Genomic DNA, 16,428 nt, shown 5'->3' with positions numbered 1-16,428 from the left:
TGGAGGGTGGCCAAAGGCTGTCGATTATATACCCGAGGGAAGCGGTTGGTGGGCGACCTAGGAATCGAACCTAGCGTGCGTCTCCGCGAGGGAGTTACAGTCCCCTGCCACACCTTGCGGCCTGTCGCCCACTTGCCCGGGTCTGAACCGGACGTGGCGGGTGATTACCGTTGCCACCGGGGACCGTCAATAGGAAAATCGCTTGCGGAAGGGGGCGTGGAGCCGCAAGGAGGGGTGATGCCTTGGAAGGGGTGAACCATGACCAAGAAACCACGCTGGGTGATCGACAAGGAGCAGGCCAAGAAGGCCGCGGCGGACGAAACCGTGTGGCTTTTCGGGTTGCATGCGGTGCGTGATGCGCTGGTCAACCCGCGGCGTGAAAAGCTGCGTCTGATCGTGACCAAGAATGCCGCCGACAAGCTTTCCGAGGCGATTTCGGACGCCGGGATCACGCCGGAAATGGCCGATGCGCGCAAGTTTCCCGCGCCGCTTGATCCCAATTCGGTGCATCAGGGGGCGGCGCTTGAGGTGAGGCCACTGAACTGGGGCAGCCTCGAGGATGTGTGCCTTCGCGATACCGGAGGCGCACCGCGACTTGTGATGCTCGACCGTGTGACGGACCCGCATAACGTGGGCGCCATCCTGCGGTCGGCCGAGGTGTTCGGCGCGCAGGCGGTCATCGCGCCGCGCCATCATTCGGCGCCCGAGACCGGGGCGCTGGCCAAGACGGCGAGCGGCGCGCTTGAGCGGCAACCCTATCTTAGGGTGCGCAACCTGTCGGATGCGATCGCCGAGGTGCAAGCCATGGGGTTTCTGGCGCTTGGCCTTGCGGGCGAGGCGGAGGTGACGGTCGAAGCCGCACTTGAGGGGATGCGCGATCGTCCCGTGGCGCTTGTGCTTGGGGCGGAAGGGCCGGGATTGCGGCAAAAGACGCGCGAAACCTGCGACAGATTGGTCAAAATCCCGTTTTCTGGCGCGTTTGGGTCTCTCAACGTTTCAAATGCGGCGGCGGTCTCCCTATATGCGTCTTTGCAGAGGTAATTCAGGTGTTTGATGGCCACCAAGATCGCGACATGTTGTTATTGCGGGACGCGCGCCGCGCTGGTTCTGACTGAGTCCGGGCGGCACGAGTTGAGCTGTGTGGCCTGTGGCGCGCCGCTTCACGAGATGAAAGCCATGCCGGTGCGCAAGGCCGAAAGTGCCGCCAAGCCTGCTCCGAAGGCTGCGTCGGCGCGACCGGCCCCCCGTTCATCACATCGCAAATCCGCACCGCGGCGTGGAAAAAAGCCCAAACATGTGCGCAAATTTTCGCCGATGCGGATGTTCTCAAAGGCGCTGGAAGAGGTGTGGGACGAAATGGAAGATATTTTTGATTGAAAAAACAATGAGTTAAAAACCGTTCAGGTGTAGCTTAACGCGATGTTCACACGTCTATTACAAGCTCTTTTTAAGTTGGTTCCAAGACTTACATAAGACTCAGAAGCGCAGGCCCGGAACGCCTGTGTTTCCTTCACTGTCCCTCGTTCCGTGACTGCGCCCAAGGTTTCCTTGGGCGCTTTTTTTTGTGCTGGGCGCGCGTGGAAAATTTTGCGACATAGCCGCGTAGCAAGCCGCGTGTCTTGAAGGAGCGAAGCATGGGCGAAGAGTATGACGACGCGTATCTGCGCGGTATCCTGAGCCGGACCAAACGGATCGCGGTGGTTGGCGTGTCGGCCAATCCGGTGCGTCCGAGCTATTACGTGGCGCGGTATCTGAGCCTCAAGGGCTATGAGATTTTTCCGGTCAATCCGGGCCATGCGGGATCCGAGCTTTTTGGGCGGTTGGTGCATGCGAGCCTGAACGACATCAAGGCAGAGATCGACATGGTCGACATCTTTCGCCGGTCCGAGCATGTGCCGGATATCGTGGACGCGGCACTTGGTGCATTTCCAAGCCTCAAGACCATCTGGATGCAGATCGGGGTGGAACATCGGGCGGCTGCGGAACAGGCGCGGGCGCGGGGCATGGACGTGATCATGAACCGGTGTCCCAAGATTGAATATCAACGGCTTCACGGGGAGTTGCGCATGGGCGGGTTCAACACCGGCGTCATTTCGTCCAGACTGTGAACGCGGCCTTCTATTGCGGCGGACGCAAAGCGGCTTTTTCGTGATACATGGGCCAGTGAGGGAGTGTTCATGATGCGCATGATCCGTAAATTTGCGGCAACGAAAGGCCGCATTCTTTTCAGCCCGGGTGAGCCGTGTCCGGGTTATATCGTGCTGAGTTCCGGGACGATCCGCGTCACGCTGTCGGGCAGCAGCGGGCGCGAGGTGGTGCTTTACCGGGTGCGCCCCGGCGAGGTGTGCTTGCAGACGTTCGCCTGTCTTGTGGAGGGGCGCACCTATGGGGCCGAGGGCATCGCCGAAACCGATCTGGACGGTGAGATGATCCCCGCCAGCCAGTTCCAGAGCCGTCTCGAGGAGGATCGCGCCTTTCGCGAGCAAGTGCTTGGGTCGGTTGCGACACGGTTCGGAGAATACCAGCAGTTGATCGAGGATGTGGCCCTGACCGCCTTCGACGCGCGGCTGGCCAGGGTTTTGTTGCGGCTGGCGGACGAGGCGGGGATGGTCGAGGCCACTCACGCGGCTCTGGCGGCGGAGACGGCCTCGGGGCGGGCCTATGTGACGCGGCGCCTGACCGAGTTTGCGCGGCGCGGACTGGTTGAACAGCGCAACAGCGGTGGCATCGCGATCCTGCAAAGTGCCACCCTGCAACGGATTGCCACAGACGAACGGTGACTCTGTCACCGTGTCATGGCCGGCGCCTTTGCTATCCTTCGGGCATCTTAACCAAGAAGGAGTGTCCGAGATGACAAGGAACGAAGGAACGGTGGACCGTGTGCTGCGCGTGATCGTGGGGATCGTGCTTTTGGCGCTGGTGTTTGTTGGCCCACAGACCCTTTGGGGGTTGATCGGCATTGTGCCCTTGGTGACCGGGCTTGTGGGGACGTGCCCGATCTATTCGGTGCTGGGACTACGCACCTGTCGGGTCCGGTCGTGACAAACCGCTGACCGCGGGGGCGGTGGGCAAAGCTACAGCGCCCCTTCGGTCAGTTCGTGGCCTTGAAATCGGCCGCTATGCGCAGTTCGCGCAGTGGGCGGACACGGGCGATGCAGGCCTCGTAGACCGGGTGGGCCTTGTAGGCGGCAAGCGCGGTTTCGTCCTCGAATTCGGCATAGACCACCACGTCGACCTGTGGGCCGGTGATGGTGTCGCTGCGCAGGTTCTGACCGACTTCGAAATGCTGTGCATGGGGAATTTCGCTGAGCATCATCAGGCCCTCGCGGATGGTCTCCACGTCCTTCGGGTCTGAGGCGCTGAAAAAAACGATATGGCGGATCATGTCGGTCGGTCGGCCTTTTCCTGAAGTCCTGTCTTGTGCTGGCGCGCCTTGAGTTCGGCCATGACGTCCGACAGCGCGACATCGCGCGATTGCAGCATGACGAGAAGGTGATAGAGCACATCCGCGGCCTCGGATGTCAGGCGCGTGCGGTCGTCCTTGACCGCCTCGATGATCGCCTCCACGGCCTCTTCACCGAACTTCTCGGCGCATTTCTCGGGACCCTTGGCCATGAGCCGTGCCGTCCAGCTTTCGTCGGGGGAGGCGGCGGCGCGGGTGGCGACGATTTCGGCCAGTTCTTCCAGTGTCATGCGCCTGTCCTCATCGGTATGCCTGCTGCGGCCATGTGTGCCTTGGCCTCGGCAATGGTGTGATCGCCGAAGTGAAAGATGGAGGCCGCGAGCACCGCCGATGCGCCGCCTTGGAGGACGCCATCGACAAGGTGATCCAGCGTGCCGACCCCGCCCGAGGCGATCACCGGCACGTCCACGGCATCCGAGATGGCGCGGGTGAGCGGCAGGTTGAAGCCCGCGCGCGTGCCATCGCGATCCATCGAGGTGAGCAGGATCTCGCCCGCGCCCTTGGAGGCGACCAGCTGCGCGAATTCAACCGCGTCGATGCCGGTGGGTTTGCGTCCGCCATGGGTGAAGATTTCCCATTTGCCGGGGCCCACGGTCTTGGCGTCGATGGCCACGACGATGCATTGCGATCCAAACTGATCGGAGGCGCGGCGCACCACATCCGGGTCGGCCACGGCGGCCGAGTTGAAACTGACCTTGTCGGCCCCTGAAAGAAGAAGGTTGCGCACGTCCTCGGGGGTGCGCACGCCGCCGCCCACCGTGAGCGGGATGTAGCAGTGTTCGGCGGTGCGGCGCACCACGTCGAACATGGTGCCCCTGTTCTCATGCGTGGCGTGGATATCGAGGAAACACAGCTCATCCGCGCCTGCCGCGTCATAGGCGCGCGCGGCATCGACCGGGTCGCCCGCGTCGCGCAGGCCTACGAAATTCACGCCCTTGACCACGCGGCCATCGGCGACATCGAGACAGGGAATGATACGGGTCTTGAGCATATTGTCGCTGTTACAGGATTTTCACGAGGTTGTTTATGGGCAATGCCGTCAAGATGCCAGAGGATGCGATCATTATCTGTTTTGAGAATTGAGGGAGTTTACCATGAAGCGTTTCCTTGCCGCAGCGGCGATCACCTTGGCCGGTTTGCCTGCCTTGGCCAGTAATGACGACATCGTCAAGGTCAAGTCTTCGGGCGATGTGGCCACCACCATGGACCGGCTTGAGGCGGCGGTGACGGGGGCCGGGGCCAATGTCTTTGCGCGTGTCGATCATGCCGCCGGGGCGGCGTCGGTGGATATGGAGCTCGACCCCACTCAGGTTTTGATCTTCGGCAACCCCAAGATCGGCACGCAGGCGATGCAGGATGATCCTGTGGCCGGGCTTTTCCTGCCGATGAAGGTGTTGGTCTATCGTGATGGCGCCGGACAGACTTGGCTCGCGTATGAGGACCCCGAAGAGATGTTCGACGATCTGGCGATCTCGGACGATGCGCAATACATCAAGATGATGACCGGCGCCTTGGCCAAATTGACGTCCAAGGCTGCGGGGCCGTAAAAAGCCGCGCGCCGCGCTCAGCCCTTGAGCGCGGCGAGCGCCGCCTTGAGGTCGAGCGCCCCGTCATAGAGCGCCCGGCCCGAAATGGCGCCGTTCAGGCCGGCGCCACAGTCGCGCAATGCAATCAGGTCATCCAGCGAGGACACCCCGCCCGACGCGATCACCGGGATCGAGACCGCGCGGGCAAGTGCCGCCGTGGCCTCGATATTCGGGCCCTGCATCGCGCCGTCGCGGTTGATGTCGGTGTAGATGATCGCCGCGACGCCAGCGTCCTCGAAGGACTTCGCGAGGTCGGTGGCGTCCACATCCGTCTCCTCGGCCCAGCCCTTGGTCGCCACGAGGCCATTCCGCGCGTCGATGCCCACCGCCACCTGACCGGGAAAGGCGCGTGCGGCGTCGCGCACCAGCGCGGGGTTTTCAACCGCGACGGTGCCAAGGATGACCCGCGCCAGCCCCTTGGACAGCCAGCGCTCGATGGTGGCCATGTCGCGAATGCCGCCGCCCAATTGGGCGGGCACATTGGTGGCGGCGAGGATCGCCTCGACCGGGGCGGCGTTGACCGGCTCCCCTTCGAAAGCGCCGTTGAGATCAACGAGATGCAACCATTCACATCCGGCCTCGACGAACTCGGTCGCTTGCGCGGCCGGATCGTCGTTGAAGACGGTGGCGGCCTCCATTTCGCCGCGCAGAAGGCGCACGGCCTGGCCGTTCTTGAGGTCGATGGCGGGATAGAGGATCATGATGCGCTCCGGCAGATATGGTCCGGGCGGATTTGGCATGAGCCCGCCGGAAATGCAACGCGACCCGACGTCATTGTTGATCCGCTCCCGGCTCGCGGGTCATGCTGATCGTGCAATCTCAGGGAGGAGACGAGATGAAACGTATAGGTATGGCGGTGGTGGCGCTGATGATGAGTGCGGGCATGGCCTTGGCGGCGGACCCGCTCGAGGGGTTTTGGCGCACCGCTCAGGATGACAACGGCAATTCCGGCCTGATCCATGTGAAGCCCTGCGGCAATGCCCTGTGCGGCACGCTGATAAAGGCCTACAACGCCTCGGGGCAGGAAATCACAACCGAGAATGTCGGTCGTAAGATCATTTCCGAGACCGTGCCTAAGGGCGACGGCGCCTATGCCGGCAAGGTTTATTCGCCGGATCGCGGCAAGACGTATTCGTCGCGGTTGCAGATGTCGGGGCAGATGCTCAAGGTGAAGGGCTGTATTCTGGGTATCTGCCGTGACGGCGGCACTTGGAAGAAGGTGAAATAAGCCGAGCGGAGGCGAATTTCCGCCCAGACTGTAAATTCGGGCGCCGTTGGGCGCCCGTTTTCGTATGTCCCGCCTGATCCTGCCGCTTGCCTTGCGATCATTGCGTCCCATCTCATAGGCAAGCGGGCGTGGTGCCCGATGCCGGAGGCGATGATCATGACGATGTTACGTTGTTTTGTTCCCTTGTTTGCCACCGTGACGGCTTTTGCCGTCAGCGCCGGAGCCCAAGAGCCGGCGCTTGGGGTTTGGCAGGTGCCGCCCGATGCCAAGGGACAGGTGGGCCATGTCAAAATCGCCCCCTGTGGTGTCGCGCTTTGTGGAACGATCATTCGAGCCTTTGGTCCCGGTGGCGACCCCATCACCACGCGCAATGTCGGCAAGCGCATCTTGTGGGACATGCAACCGGCGGGGCAGGGCGCCTATAAGAGAGGCCGTGTCTATGTGCCAGCCCATGACCGGACCTATGACGCCAGAATGAAACTTCGCGGCGGGCGCACCCTGTCAATCGAGGGGTGCGTCGGGCCGGTCTGCAAAGGGCAGGAGTGGACCCGCGTGCAGTGATGCGTGGGCATGGGGCGCGGCTTCGGGAGATTGGCCCTAGTCCGGGGCTGCACCAAAGACCGACCAGCCGGTGAGATCGGTCAAGCTTTGCATGGCCTCGGTTCCAAGTTTGGAATTGCCGTAACGGTTGAGACCGGGTGCCCAGACAGCAACCGAGGCCCTGCCGGGAACGATGGTCAGGATCCCGCCGCCCACCCCGCTTTTACCCGGAAGGCCGACGCGATAGGCATAGTCGCCCGACCCGTCATAATGACCGCATGTCATCATCAGAGCGTTGATCCGCCGGATGCGGCTATGCGAGACGAGGCGCGGCGCATTCTCGCACCCGGTGAGGAAAAGCCCCGCATGGGCAAGCTGTGCGCAAGTCATCTCGATGGCGCATTGGTGAAAATAGGTGCCGAGGGTGAGGTCCGCCGGATGCATCAAATTGCCATGGGACAGAAGATAATGCGCCAACGCAAAGTTGCGGTGCCCGGTGGCGATTTCCGAGGCCGCGACGGTGTCGTTGATGTGGATGTCCTCGTCCGCCGCGGCGTCGCGCACGAAGCGAAGGATTGAGGCCAGCGCCTCGCGGGGTTCGGCGCCTGATAGAACCGCGTCGGTGGTCACGATGGCGCCGGCGTTGATGAACGGGTTGCGAGGGCGCCCCTTTTCCTGTTCGAGCAGGACCATGCTGTCGAAGGCCTGTCCCGAAGGTTCGCGACCAACACGCTCCCAAAGGCGGTCACCCAAGGTGCCGAGCGCCAGCGCAAGCGTGAAAACCTTGGACACGGATTGAATCGAGAAGCGCGTGTCGGCATTGCCCGCGGTGAGGGTCGGGCGGCCGGGCCGGGCGATGGCGATTGCGAACTGATTGGCGTCGATGGCTGCAAGCTGGGGAATGTAGTTGGCGACACGGCCTTTGTCCGGCTCTGCGAAGGCATCGGCAGTTATCTGTTCGAGTATGGCCTGAAGGCGCGCGTCATCCATCCCTGTCAGGGCCGCCAGCCCATGAAATTGGCGATAATGCGCAGACCGGTGGTTTGGCTTTTCTCTGGGTGAAACTGTGTGCCGACAAGGTTGTCGCGCCCCACGACTGCCGTGATGTCACCCGCGTAATCCGCATGGGCCAGACGTTCGGATTTGTGGTCGACCTGAAACTGAAACGAGTGGACGAAATAGGCGTGGTCACCGGTCGAGATTCCGTCAAGGACCGGGTGTGGGTGGTCGATCACCAGATCATTCCATCCCATGTGCGGCACCTTGAGCGCGGGGTCGGCGGGGCGGATCGGGGCCACGGTTCCGGCGATCCAGTCAAAGCCCGGCGTTTCGCCGTATTCCAGCCCCTGTGAGGCAAGCATCTGCATTCCGATGCAAATCCCCATGAAGGGCCGTCCGCCTGTGATCACCCGGTCCTCGATCGCCTCGAAAAGGCCGCTGAGATCGAACAGCGCCGCGCGACAGGCCGGAAAAGCGCCGTCACCCGGCAGCACGATGCGGTCGGCGCGGCGCACGATGTCGGGGTCGGACGTCACGATCACCTCGCCTGCGTCGACCTCGCGCGCCATGCGTTGAAACGCTTTTTCCGCGGAGTGCAGATTGCCCGCGCTGTAATCGACGAGAACCGTTGTCATGGGATCAGAGCGCGCCCTTGGTCGAGGGAATGGCATCGGATTTGCGGGGATCGGTTTCAACCGCCTCGCGCAGGGCGCGGGCGACCGATTTGAAGGCCGCTTCGGCCATGTGGTGACTGTTGAGACCGTGCAGCGCGTCAAGATGCAGGGTGATGCCGCCATGGGTGGCGAAGGCCTGAAAAAACTCGCGCACAAGTTCGGTGTCGAATGTGCCGATACGCGGCGTGGGCAGGTCCATGTCGTAGACAAGATAGGGACGTCCCGAGAGATCGAGCGCCACGCGCACGAGAGCGTCATCCATCGGCAGCAGGCAGGCTCCATACCGGCGGATGCCACGCTTGTCGGCAAGCGCATGGGTCAGGGCCTGACCAAGCGCGATGCCCACGTCTTCGACGGTGTGGTGATCATCGATATGCAGGTCGCCCGCGCAGTGTACGCGCATGTCGAACAGCGCATGGCGCGCCAGTTGATCAAGCATATGGTCGAAGAATCCAACGCCGGTCTGATTGTCGTAACTGCCAGTGCCGTCGAGGTTAAGCTCGACGCTGATGTCGGTTTCCGCCGTCTTGCGGGTGATGGTTGCGCGGCGCATGGGCGGCCTTTCCTGTAGCTTCGCGGCCCTTATAGGGGCGAACGACCTATAGGCCAAGACGTGACAACGTGATGGTCAGGTCTCGGGCGTGCCGCGCCGGGCGGCGGCCCTGTAGTGATCGAGCACATGGACACGGATGGCGGACGCGAGACCGCTGTCGGGGGCGTCGCCCGCCGCGCGGGCCGCGTCAATTTCTGCGGCCAGTTCATTGAGGGGCATTCCGCGTTCGCGCGCGATTTCGCGAAAGGCGTGCCAGAAGGGTTCTTCGAGTGACACGCTGGTGCGATGTCCGCGCAGGGTGAGGGAATGCTTGACCGGGCGCGCGCTCATGGCTCGCGCTTTTGGCCATCATGTTCGCGCCGGGATTTCTTGGTGCGGGCCTCATCCAGCGATTTCTGCGACTTGCTGCGTCCGAACTTCACCGCGTTTTCATCGGCGCGCGCCTTTTTCTCGGCGCGCGCCTTGTCCTTGCGGACACGGTTGAGGTTGACGGGCGTGCCGCTCATTTCGGGCCGATCATGTCCTGTGGGCGCACGACCCGGTCGAACGTCTCTTCGTCGACGAAGCCGAGCTTCACCGCCTCTTCGCGCAGGGTGGTGCCGTTCTTGTGCGCGGTCTTGGCGACCTTGGTGGCGTTGTCATAGCCGATTTCGGGCGCCAGCGCGGTCACGAGCATGAGGCTTTCGCGCATGAGCTTGTCGATACGCGGCTCGTTCGCTTCGATGCCCGAGAGCATACGTTCGGTGAAACTGTCGGCGGCGTCGCCAAGAAGCTGGATGGATTGCAGCAGGTTGTAGCTCATCATCGGGTTGTAGACATTGAGCTCGAAATGGCCCTGTGAGCCTGCGAACTTTATGGCCGCGTCGTTGCCCATGACATGCGCGGCCACTTGGGTGAGGGCTTCGGCCTGAGTCGGGTTCACCTTGCCGGGCATGATCGAGGAGCCGGGTTCGTTTTCCGGCAGGATCAATTCGCCAAGCCCGGAGCGGGGGCCCGAGCCCAGAAACCGGATGTCATTGGCGATCTTGTAGCAGGAGCCCGCCACGGTTGCGATCGCGCCGGACAGGAAAACCATGGCGTCATGTGCCGCGAGCGCCTCGAACTTGTTGGGGGCGGTGACGAAGGGCAGGCCGGTGATGCGGGCCATGTTCGCCGCGACCTCTTCGCCCCAGCCCTTGCGGGTGTTGAGCCCGGTTCCGACAGCCGTACCGCCCTGTGCCAGTTCGTGAATACCCGGCATCGCGGCGTCGATCCGGCCGAGACCCTGCCGGATCTGATGTGCGTAGCCCGAGAATTCCTGTCCGAGGGTCAGCGGCGTGGCGTCCTGGGTGTGGGTGCGGCCGATCTTGATGATATCTCGGAACTCCTCGGATTTCCGGTCAAGACCGTCGAGCAGCTTTTCAAGGCCGGGCCTGAGCACGTCGCGCACCATCATGGCCGTTGCGATATGCATGGCGGTCGGGAAAGTATCGTTCGAGCTTTGGCCCATGTTGCAGTGATCGTTGGGATGCACAGGATCCTTGGAACCGACTTCGCCACCCAGAATTTCGATCGCGCGGTTGGCGATGACTTCGTTGGCGTTCATGTTCGACTGGGTGCCCGATCCGGTCTGCCACACGACAAGTGGAAAATGACCGTCGAGCTTGCCCTCGACCACCTCACCAGCGGCGGCGATGATGGCATCAGCCAGCCTTTCGTCGAGCACGCCCGCCGCTTTGTTGGCTTCGGCGCAGGCTTGCTTGATCACGCCAAGGGCGCGGACGATCGCCACGGGCTGTGTTTCCCAACCGATGGGAAAGTTCATCAGCGACCGCTGGGTCTGAGCGCCCCAATATTTCTCGGTAGGCACCTCGAGGGGGCCAAAGCTGTCGGATTCGGTGCGGGTGGCGGTCATGGGACACTCCTGATCTTGGTCAGCCTGTCATAGCGGCTTGGGCGAAAAGATCAACGCTGTATGCCACGGCATACAGACCGCAGCCGCTCACGACTTGCGAAAACTGTCGAGGCTGACGACATCGGCTTCGCGGGGTGTGTCCTGGGCTGTCTCGGGATCGGGGGCGTCCTGCTGAGCGGCGGGTGCGTCGGTGTCGAGCTTTTCAAGCGGGTCGACATCGTCCTCATCCTGTTGCTGCTCGAAGCGAAGGCCGAATTCGACGGACGGGTCCACAAAGGTCTGGATCGCGTCATAGGGAATATAGAGGTGTTCCGGCGCATCGCCGAAATTCAGCGTGATACTGAACCCTTCGTCACCCACTTCAAGGTCATCATACCAATGCTGCATAACGACGGTCATCTCGGAGGGATAGCGTTCGCGCAGCCAGTCGGCGAGTCGCGAGTCGGGATGCGTCGTGTCGAAGGTGACAAAGAAGTGGTGGGTGCCGGGCAGGCCGTGGTCCTGAACGTCGCTCAGCACGTCCTGAATGAGACGTCGCATGGCGGCGTGCATCAGTTTTCCGTAATCGATGATGCGTGACATGGTCGTTCCTTTTGGTCCCGCAGGCCCGGTTCACACGACCGTAGCATAGGGGATTCGGAGGAAAACAAAAGCCCTGAGCGAGCCGTCATCGGAGGTGTGATCAGAGCAGTGCGAAGAGACCGAGGGCAAGACCCGAGGACAACGCCAGCGTGAGCGCGATTGGCCAGCGCAGCACAACCAAAAGGAGTGTCGACGCCAGTGTGAGTGCGAGCGCGACGGGAGACAGCGACGACCAGAGAGGCACCGCACCCCAGCCCGTGACGCGCACGGTGTCGAAGAGCACATGAAGCGCGAACCAAAGCGCGAGGTTCAGGATCACCCCGACCACTGCGGCGGAAATACCCGCCAGGGCGCCCCGCAGCCGAGGTTTGGCAAGTAGCCATTCGACATAGGGCGCGCCGGCGAAAATCCACAGGAAGCAAGGCACGAAGGTGACCCAGAGCGTCAGTGCGCCTGCCATGAGCGCGAGTGGCCAACCGCCTTTGAGAAATCCCGCCAGAAGGCCCACGAACTCGGTCACGAGGATGAGCGGTCCGGGGGTGGTTTCGGCAAGGCCGAGCGCGTCGATCATCTGATCGGTGGAAAGCCAGCCATGCGTTTCCACGACGGATTGCGTCATGTAGGCCAGAACGGCATAGGCGCCGCCGAACGTGACAATGGCGAGCTGCGAGAAAAAGAGCCCGATCTCGGTCAGGAAGGATGCACCCGAGAGATAGGCAAGCACGAGGGGCGCGGCCCAGAGCGCCGCCCAGACCGGCACCGTGTGCCAGAGGTGGCGATGGCCGGGGTGCGACACGGTTTCGGGTGCGTGCTGCGTTTGCGTCAGGACAGCGCCGGTGAGTGCCGCGGCGAGGATGACCAGCGGGAATGGCACCGAAAGCGCATACATGGCGACGAACGCCACCCCCGCAAGCGCCCAGTGCAACGGCCCACGCAGCGCTTTGCGTGAGAGGGTCCAGAGGGCGCGCAGCACGATGGCCACGACCGCCGCCTTGACCCCGAGGAACGCCGCCTGAACCCAGTTCAGATCGGCATAGGAGGCATAGGCCAGCGCCAGCACGAGAATGACAGCCGCCCCCGGCACAACGAAGAGAAGGCCGGCCACGAGTCCACCGGGCACGCCACGCAGTTTCCAACCCGCATAGGTGGCAAGCTGCATCGCCTCGGGACCGGGGAGCAGCATACAGAATGACAGGGCGCCCAGAAACTGATCCTCGGAAATCCAGCGACGGCGATCCACAAGCTCCTCGTGCATGAGCGAAATCTGCGCGGCGGGCCCCCCGAAAGACAGAAAGCCGATGCGGGCAAAGGCACGGAACAGATCGGAAAATGCGGACGTCATGCACGCGGTTTAACGCTCCTGTGCCACGGCACAAGCATCGTGTTCAGGTGTCACCATATTATCATGAACGCGTGGGGAAAGTGCAGGCTTCTGTTGCCAGGTGCCTGCGAACCCCGCCTTACCTTGCTAGAGGCAAGGGCTTAAGTTTCGGTCTTGTTACTGCTTACGCAGCAACGGCGACCGGAGCACGGTTGTCATTTGCAACTGTACGTTTCGGACCGATAACGGTGGTACCTCACCGGGACAAAGCTAACCCCTTTAGACGTTCGTCGATCCTGTTTCGACCCCAAGGTCCCCCAAATGAAGGGAATATTGGTGGAGTCGCCGGGTACCGCCCCCGGGTCCGATCCGCGTATTACGAGCGCGTTTATGTCCATAGTCCCGAATGGGACACCCGAGATATAAGGTGTGGTGTCCGGATTGCAAAGGGGGGCAAGACAAAAACCCCCGGCACAGTGGCCGGGGGTTTCAATGATTTTAGCATTCTGTCGGGGTAAAGGCGAAAGGCTTTAGCCTGCCTGACGGAAATCCGTGTCATCGGTCACTGCAAAGCGACCGCCCTTGAGCTTTTGCAGCTTACCGGTGCGCAGAAGCTGACCGAAGGAGCGCAGACCGTCTTCGCGGGTAAATCCGTCCTCGTCGATCTCGCGAAGTTTATGCATCAGCATGGGACGCGAGAACTGTTCGCGGCCTTCGACATCCGAGAGATAGGCCGCTGCGGCTTCGAGAAGGTCGGTCAGGCTGTTGGCGCCCACCTTCTCGGCATAGTCGGCAAAGCTCGCGTCGTCCGCGCTGTCGTGGCGCGTCGTGACGGCGGTGTCCTGAGTTTCGCTCAGAAGTTCGGAATGCGACACGCGGCGCGGGCGCACCGGCTCAGTTGGTTGGTCGATGCGTTGTTCGGCCACGAGACGCAGGGGCGCGCTCTGTTCCTGGGACGGGCGTTCTGCGCGGGCAGAGCCGCTGGCCACCGGGCGGCGCGGGCGCACCGCCTGTTCCAGGTCAAGCCGATAGGGCGCGACATCGGCTGTGCTCGTGATGTCGCCTCCGGCGCTTTTCTCGGCCCGTGTGGCGGCAACGGCAGCGCGCAGGTGCTGAATCGCGCTACGGCGTTCACTGCCTTCGCTTTCGTCAAGCTGGGTGTCGGCCTCGCGGAACATGCGGTCGGTCTCGGCGTCGTCCGCCTCCTTGCCCAGACGGTCGGCACCGGCGGGCTCGGGCTCGGGTTCGGGACCGGCGTCATCCGACTGTGTCGCGATGTCCTCTGCGCGGTGCGCCTCACCGTCTTCCAGATCGGCATCGCCCTGTTCTTCTGCCGCTTCGTGCTCACCGGTGCTGGTGGGTTCGGAAGGCCGGGTGAATTCCGCCTCGACTTCGGCAAGCTCGCGCTGAAGTTCGGCTTCTTCCTCTGGGCTGAGGCCCGAATCGTCGTCTCCCTCGTCCTCGAGCCCGATTTCGGTCATGGCGGTTTCGAACTCGGTGCGCTTCATCTTGATGACGCGCGCTTCGAGCGGGCGCTCGTCCTCGGCTGCTTCTGTGGTGTCGGCCGCCTCTGGCTGTGCGGTGTCGTCGTCGCTTTCGACCTCGCGCTGTGCGAGGGTGGGTGACGCCTCGTCGGGTTGCATGGCGTCGGCCATAAGCTGTGCGAGGGTGTCTTCGAGACCGTCGGAAGCGGCCTCTGGCGTATCGAGAACCTCGTCAACCGAGTCGTCCTCATCCTCTCGCGGCTCGATGAGGTCGGTCTCTTCGACTTCGGGTGCGGGGGCAGGGGCCGCCGCAGTTTCGATATCGGGTGCGAGATGCGCCTGAATATCGTCCTCGGCGGAACTGTCGTCGCCCGGGGTCGTTTCGTCGGCTGTTGCGAACCCGGTTGCGTCGTCAGCCTCTTCGGCGATGTCTTCGGCGGAGAGCGCGGAAAGCACGTCTTGGGTGATGTCCGGCGCGGCGGTGTCTTCGGGCGTCTCGTCAGGGGTGGTCTCGTCTGACGCCTCCTCGACAGCCTCGGTCGGGGCTTCTTCGTCCGGGGCCTCATGGTGCGCGACGTCCCGGGTCTCATCGGTCTCGCTGGCCAGTTCGGCGGCATCGTCCTGTGCAAGCGCGTCGTCAAGATCGGCGGCGGTGCTGGTCAGGAAATCCTGCGCGTGCTCGTCCTCGGTGTAGCCACCCGAGAAGGCGGCGCTTCCGGGGTTGGCGACCGCACGGATGCGGCGCAGCTTGTCAGCGACGCTTTCGGCGGGGTCGTGCGGCGCTGTGGTGCGGCGCGGCGCGGGCGTCTCCATGGCCTCGGCCTCGGGTGTCTCCGGTGCTTCGGAGGCGTCATCAGCCGGAAGATCCTCCGTCTGTGCTTCGGTCTCGGCGGATGGGGTCTGGACGCGCTCTGCCATGTCGCGCGCGGGAGACATGGCAGAGCTGTCCGTGGCCTTGGCGGCCACATCCGAGCCATATGGCAGTCTGGCAGCGGAACTCGGGGGGCTGGTCTCGTCGGCGGTATCGTCAGCACTGTCGGCGGCGCGCAGGTGAATGCGACCGTCGGTATCACGGGCCTCGACCCGGCGGGCGATCTCGCGCTCGGCGATGCGCGCCAGCATCTCGGCATCAGGCGAGGGGGGTTCGGCCCCGAAATACCTGTCATCCGCCGCAAGGTCGCGAAAATACTCCGCAATAGCCTTCATCGTATCGAAGCTGTCGTCGAAGCCTTCGAGCGTACAGGAGAACGTCCCGTAGGAAACCGTGAGAATTTTACTTGTACTAACCATCAGATGCTCGCTTTGTGTTTGCCCACACAAGCCTTGTTTACCATGGTGAGCCTGCCGAAAGAGGCCCGAATCTTGGAAATCGAGCGTATCATTTAGTGGCTTATTTGTGATCTGTTTCGTAAATGGCGGGTAATCACGGGAAAATTACATGATTGTTCAAAGTAACGCACCGATAACCTTGGTTGGTGGCGGGAGCCTGCGCAAGAGCGATCTGCGCGCGGCCATGCGCCACGCCCCCCGAGTCGTTGCCGCAGACAGCGGGGCGGATGCGGCGTTCGCGGCCGGCGCCGAGCCCGAGGTGGTGATCGGTGATCTCGACAGCCTCTCGGCGGCGGGGCGGGCGCGCATCCCCATGGACCGGCTACATCTGATCACTGAGCAGGACAGCACAGATTTCGATAAGGCGCTGCGCAGCATCGACGCGCCGCTGGTCATCGGGGTGGGGTTTTTGGGCAAACGGCTGGATCATCAGCTTGCCGCCTGCAACACGCTGGTGCGCTATCCCGACCGTCGGGCGGTTCTGACCAGTGCGGACAGCGTGGTGTTCCTTGCTCCGCCCGAGATCGCGCTTGATCTTGCGGCGGCCACCATCGTGTCGCTGTTCCCGCTGGGCGCGGTCGAGGGATGGTCGGAGGGGCTTGTGTGGCCCATTGGAGGGCTGAACTTCACGCCAGATGGCGGGATCGGCACATCGAACCGGGCACTGGGCCCGGTGCAACTGGGCTTTACCGCGCCCAAGATGCTGGTTGTTTTGCCGGCGCGCTGTCTGGAAGCCGTGGTGGAGGGGCTGGATCGGAGTGCCGCGCGCTGGTGA

At 62.9% G+C, this 16,428-nt stretch carries 22 protein-coding genes, 1 tRNA gene and 1 other RNA gene; 9 read left to right on the top strand and 15 right to left on the bottom strand.

The window, feature by feature from the left end:
• Positions 1 to 46: 46 nt before the first annotated feature.
• Positions 47 to 130, bottom strand: a tRNA-Tyr gene (locus V8359_RS05795).
• A gap of 128 nt (positions 131 to 258) precedes the next feature.
• On the opposite strand from V8359_RS05795, the gene rlmB reads away from it, so the two are divergent.
• The 5 genes from rlmB to V8359_RS05770 all read left to right on the top strand — a co-directional run bounded on the left by rlmB (position 259) and on the right by V8359_RS05770 (position 3,042).
• Entirely contained in the window at positions 259 to 1,041 is a 783-nt protein-coding gene (rlmB, locus tag V8359_RS05790) for a 23S rRNA (guanosine(2251)-2'-O)-methyltransferase RlmB (protein WP_336427782.1), read from the top strand.
• A gap of 135 nt (positions 1,042 to 1,176) precedes the next feature.
• Positions 1,177 to 1,377, top strand: coding sequence for a hypothetical protein (locus V8359_RS19305; RefSeq protein WP_442970318.1), 201 nt, complete (start codon positions 1,177 to 1,179; stop codon positions 1,375 to 1,377).
• Between the two features lie 257 nt (positions 1,378 to 1,634).
• A complete protein-coding gene (locus tag V8359_RS05780; protein ID WP_336427779.1) occupies positions 1,635 to 2,108 on the top strand; it encodes a CoA-binding protein in 474 nt (157 codons plus the stop codon).
• A 69-nt stretch (positions 2,109 to 2,177) separates the two neighbouring features.
• Entirely contained in the window at positions 2,178 to 2,780 is a 603-nt protein-coding gene (locus V8359_RS05775) for a Crp/Fnr family transcriptional regulator (RefSeq protein WP_336427778.1), read from the top strand.
• Between the two features lie 70 nt (positions 2,781 to 2,850).
• Positions 2,851 to 3,042 carry a YgaP family membrane protein gene (locus V8359_RS05770; protein ID WP_336427777.1) on the top strand — a complete coding sequence of 64 codons (192 nt, stop codon included), beginning with the start codon at positions 2,851 to 2,853 and terminating at the stop codon, positions 3,040 to 3,042.
• Positions 3,043 to 3,091: 49 nt separating this feature from the next.
• Here the strand turns inward: V8359_RS05770 and V8359_RS05765 are convergent, their stop codons facing one another.
• From V8359_RS05765 to hisF, 3 genes are read right to left on the bottom strand one after another with little or no spacing between them, the layout of a single operon-like run.
• Positions 3,092 to 3,385 carry a Dabb family protein gene (locus V8359_RS05765; protein ID WP_336427776.1) on the bottom strand — a complete coding sequence of 98 codons (294 nt, stop codon included), beginning with the start codon at positions 3,383 to 3,385 and terminating at the stop codon, positions 3,092 to 3,094.
• Entirely contained in the window at positions 3,382 to 3,693 is a 312-nt protein-coding gene (locus tag V8359_RS05760) for a phosphoribosyl-ATP diphosphatase (protein WP_336427775.1), read from the bottom strand. The genes V8359_RS05765 and V8359_RS05760 overlap by 4 nt, the downstream gene beginning before the upstream one ends.
• Positions 3,690 to 4,454 carry an imidazole glycerol phosphate synthase subunit HisF gene (gene hisF / locus V8359_RS05755; protein ID WP_336427774.1) on the bottom strand — a complete coding sequence of 255 codons (765 nt, stop codon included), beginning with the start codon at positions 4,452 to 4,454 and terminating at the stop codon, positions 3,690 to 3,692. The genes V8359_RS05760 and hisF overlap by 4 nt, the downstream gene beginning before the upstream one ends.
• Positions 4,455 to 4,557: 103 nt before the next feature.
• Here hisF and V8359_RS05750 point away from each other — a divergent pair, with 103 nt between their 5' ends.
• Positions 4,558 to 5,010, top strand: a complete 453-nt coding sequence (locus tag V8359_RS05750) for a DUF302 domain-containing protein (protein WP_336427773.1) — start codon at positions 4,558 to 4,560, stop codon at positions 5,008 to 5,010.
• Positions 5,011 to 5,027: 17 nt separating this feature from the next.
• On the opposite strand, the gene hisA is transcribed toward V8359_RS05750, so the two are convergent.
• A complete protein-coding gene (gene hisA, locus V8359_RS05745; protein WP_336427771.1) occupies positions 5,028 to 5,750 on the bottom strand; it encodes a 1-(5-phosphoribosyl)-5-[(5-phosphoribosylamino)methylideneamino]imidazole-4-carboxamide isomerase in 723 nt (240 codons plus the stop codon).
• A gap of 134 nt (positions 5,751 to 5,884) precedes the next feature.
• Between hisA and V8359_RS05740 the strand changes: the two genes are divergently transcribed.
• A complete protein-coding gene (locus tag V8359_RS05740) occupies positions 5,885 to 6,277 on the top strand; it encodes a DUF2147 domain-containing protein (protein WP_336427770.1) in 393 nt (130 codons plus the stop codon).
• A 156-nt stretch (positions 6,278 to 6,433) separates the two neighbouring features.
• Positions 6,434 to 6,838, top strand: coding sequence for a DUF2147 domain-containing protein (locus V8359_RS05735; protein ID WP_336427769.1), 405 nt, complete (start codon positions 6,434 to 6,436; stop codon positions 6,836 to 6,838).
• A gap of 36 nt (positions 6,839 to 6,874) precedes the next feature.
• Here the strand turns inward: V8359_RS05735 and V8359_RS05730 are convergent, their stop codons facing one another.
• The 10 genes from V8359_RS05730 to V8359_RS05685 form a co-directional block, all read right to left on the bottom strand.
• Positions 6,875 to 7,807: a glutaminase gene (locus V8359_RS05730; protein ID WP_336427767.1), complete on the bottom strand. Its 933-nt coding sequence runs from the start codon at positions 7,805 to 7,807 to the stop codon at positions 6,875 to 6,877.
• Positions 7,808 to 7,812: 5 nt separating this feature from the next.
• The gene (gene hisH, locus V8359_RS05725) at positions 7,813 to 8,451 is read right to left on the bottom strand and encodes an imidazole glycerol phosphate synthase subunit HisH (protein ID WP_336427766.1); all 639 of its coding nucleotides are present in this window, start codon (positions 8,449 to 8,451) and stop codon (positions 7,813 to 7,815) included.
• Between the two features lie 4 nt (positions 8,452 to 8,455).
• Positions 8,456 to 9,043, bottom strand: coding sequence for an imidazoleglycerol-phosphate dehydratase HisB (gene hisB, locus V8359_RS05720; RefSeq protein ID WP_336427765.1), 588 nt, complete (start codon positions 9,041 to 9,043; stop codon positions 8,456 to 8,458).
• A gap of 75 nt (positions 9,044 to 9,118) precedes the next feature.
• Entirely contained in the window at positions 9,119 to 9,373 is a 255-nt protein-coding gene (locus V8359_RS05715; protein WP_336427764.1) for a ribbon-helix-helix domain-containing protein, read from the bottom strand.
• Complete coding sequence (locus V8359_RS05710) at positions 9,370 to 9,549, bottom strand: DUF4169 family protein (RefSeq protein WP_336427763.1); 180 nt, start codon at positions 9,547 to 9,549, stop codon at positions 9,370 to 9,372. The genes V8359_RS05715 and V8359_RS05710 overlap by 4 nt, the downstream gene beginning before the upstream one ends.
• Positions 9,546 to 10,937: a class II fumarate hydratase gene (fumC, locus tag V8359_RS05705; RefSeq protein ID WP_336427762.1), complete on the bottom strand. Its 1,392-nt coding sequence runs from the start codon at positions 10,935 to 10,937 to the stop codon at positions 9,546 to 9,548. Before fumC ends, V8359_RS05710 begins: the two co-directional genes overlap by 4 nt.
• 87 nt (positions 10,938 to 11,024) lie before the next feature.
• Positions 11,025 to 11,519 carry an SspB family protein gene (locus tag V8359_RS05700; RefSeq protein WP_336427761.1) on the bottom strand — a complete coding sequence of 165 codons (495 nt, stop codon included), beginning with the start codon at positions 11,517 to 11,519 and terminating at the stop codon, positions 11,025 to 11,027.
• A 100-nt stretch (positions 11,520 to 11,619) separates the two neighbouring features.
• Complete coding sequence (chrA, locus tag V8359_RS05695; RefSeq protein WP_336427760.1) at positions 11,620 to 12,861, bottom strand: chromate efflux transporter; 1,242 nt, start codon at positions 12,859 to 12,861, stop codon at positions 11,620 to 11,622.
• Between the two features lie 79 nt (positions 12,862 to 12,940).
• Positions 12,941 to 13,292, bottom strand: a transfer-messenger RNA (tmRNA) gene (gene ssrA / locus V8359_RS05690).
• A 78-nt stretch (positions 13,293 to 13,370) separates the two neighbouring features.
• On the bottom strand, positions 13,371 to 15,614 hold the full coding sequence (locus V8359_RS05685; protein WP_336427759.1) for a hypothetical protein: 2,244 nt from the start codon (positions 15,612 to 15,614) through the stop codon (positions 13,371 to 13,373).
• A gap of 148 nt (positions 15,615 to 15,762) precedes the next feature.
• Between V8359_RS05685 and V8359_RS05680 the strand changes: the two genes are divergently transcribed.
• Positions 15,763 to 16,428, top strand: coding sequence for a thiamine diphosphokinase (locus tag V8359_RS05680; RefSeq protein WP_336427758.1), 666 nt, complete (start codon positions 15,763 to 15,765; stop codon positions 16,426 to 16,428).

It is taken from the genome of Roseovarius sp. E0-M6 (genome assembly GCF_037083845.1).
Taxonomy (GTDB): domain Bacteria; phylum Pseudomonadota; class Alphaproteobacteria; order Rhodobacterales; family Rhodobacteraceae; genus Roseovarius.
This window is presented reverse-complemented; position numbering and strand designations above follow the sequence as displayed.